Origin of the sequence: Pseudogracilibacillus sp. ICA-222130 (assembly GCF_037892545.1) — a bacterium.
Classification (GTDB): domain Bacteria; phylum Bacillota; class Bacilli; order Bacillales; family Amphibacillaceae; genus Pseudogracilibacillus.
In genome coordinates this window covers 1-1891 of sequence record NZ_JBBKBG010000067.1, presented here as the reverse complement: position 1 = coordinate 1891, position 1891 = coordinate 1, and the positions used below count along the sequence as shown (strand labels likewise).

Annotated in this window: 2 protein-coding genes; both read right to left on the bottom strand. The window is 39.5% G+C overall.

All coding sequences use genetic code 11. The annotated features are described in order from the left end of the window. Window positions 1–71: 71 nt before the first annotated feature. A complete protein-coding gene (locus WKT09_RS13580) occupies window positions 72–428 on the bottom strand; it encodes a group II intron maturase-specific domain-containing protein (RefSeq protein ID WP_340416545.1) in 357 nt (118 codons plus the stop codon). A 68-nt stretch (window positions 429–496) separates the two neighbouring features. Then, window positions 497–1360: a group II intron reverse transcriptase/maturase gene (gene ltrA, locus WKT09_RS13575; protein WP_340416544.1), complete on the bottom strand. Its 864-nt coding sequence runs from the start codon at window positions 1358–1360 to the stop codon at window positions 497–499. Between the last annotated feature and the right edge of the window lie 531 nt (window positions 1361–1891).

The window sequence follows — 1891 nt, the reverse complement described above, 5'->3', positions numbered from 1 at the left end:
AATCGAGTAGGAGGCATGTCACCATGCCGTCCTCTCACACCACCGTACGTACGGTTCTCGTATACGGCGGTTCAATCCTTTAAGTATCTTTGCTCATAAATTCGGGAGATGTCTTTTAGTCCCCAGTTTGTGAGCTTTTCATTTGTTATCGCTCGATGAATAATTTCACTTTTGGATATTCGCCAATATCCCTTACGGGAATTTGCCGTCTTCATGGCATCATCGTGGTTTATTCCGTATTGGCGAAGCATTTTGTATTTAGTTCTTGGTATTTTCCAGCGTTTCCAAATAAGTTGTCTTAGTCGGTGATTTAGCCAACTTTTCATTTCCTTAATGAATGTCTTCATATTAGAAATTCCGTAATAGTTAATCCAACCTGTAGTAGTTTGGTTAATTTTAGTTACTATTTCATAAAAGGTTCCGGGTATCTTCCTGCTAGTTAGTTTTCTGAGTTTGTCCTTGAATCGTTGTTTAGCCGACCCGCTAGGTCGGCATCCTACTTTCCCATTAGGTTTTGTAAATTAAATCCGAGAAAAGTTGCTTTTGTTATAGCACGGACCTCGCTTTTCTCTTGATTTATTGTTAACCCTAGCTTTTCCTCCAGGAATTTCGTTGCGCTTTCCATAACTCTTTCACCAGCACGTTTACTCTTAACATAGATGACAAAGTCATCTGCGTATCTGATAAATCGATGCCCTCTTTTCTCCAGTTCCATATCAAATATATTTAAATATACATTTGCTAGGATAGGTGATAAAGGACCACCTTGTGGTGCACCCTTAGTTGTATCAATTAAAATATCACCATCTAATATTCCCGAGCGTAGAAATTTCCATATTAGTTTTAAAACAACTTTATCTGATATGAAGTATTCTAAATATGCTCTGAGTCGTTGATGGTGGATAGTGTCAAAATAGCTTTTTAAATCACAATCTACTACAAATCGATATCCTTCTTCATAATATTCTTGAGCCTTCTCTATAGCTTGATGTGCATTTCTGTTTTTCCGGAAACCATAGCTATTGTCTGAGAAATGCGAATCGATTATTGGATTGATTACCTGGAGTATTGCCTGTTGTACTACCCTGTCAAGGGCAGAAGGTATTCCCAAGTATCTTTTTGACCCATCTGGCTTTGGAATTGCAACCCGTTTCACGGGTTGTGGTTCATAACTTCCATCTTTCAGCTTTCGTTTCAATGGACTAAAGTATTTATTCATATGGCTTTTAAGTTGATATACTGTTATTCCATCGACTCCTGGGGCACCTTTGTTACTAAATACTCTTTCATATGCATTCCAAAGATTATCATCTTCGATAACGTAATTAATTAAGTTGTTGATACCATCTTGTTTCTTCATATCCATGCGACATCCCTACACCCTCCTATATACTCTTTCGCTTCCAGCTTATCTCTTTATAGGTAGCTGCCTATTCGGACTTAACCACGGCAGATTTCTGTGTTAAGGCGGCGATGTCTGCACCTCCTTGTTCTTCAAGATTTAGAATTGTTCAGCCCTTCATTTCTTTTGAAATTACTATGGCATCTGCTGACTTCTCATGATTTATCGGTTTATTGCTAAACAGACTGTTAGAGTGAAAATCTAACTATCATGAGACCTCCCCGGGTAAGAGCCATAACCTTCATCCCATGTAACTGCTGTATTTACTGTATGGAACTCGTGCAGTATCGGACTTTGTTTTGTGTTGCAAACTCGTCCATTCCAATTCAGCCTTGTATACAGTTCCTGTTCGTCAGTTCGGGATTTTGCGTCCGGATTCCTCCAGATTTCACCTCACGGTGAACACCCTTGCCTTTCGCTAACAGTTCCTACTGCAAAGCCTGTAGTGGACTTTCACCACCAAGTTAAAACCCATGCCGGGCACACAAC

What these genes read in the sequence shown, in the direction of transcription:
- ltrA (WP_340416544.1), bottom strand. Translation starts at nt 1,360, where the DNA reads ATGAAGAAACAAGATGGTATCAACAACTTAATTAATTACGTTATCGAA.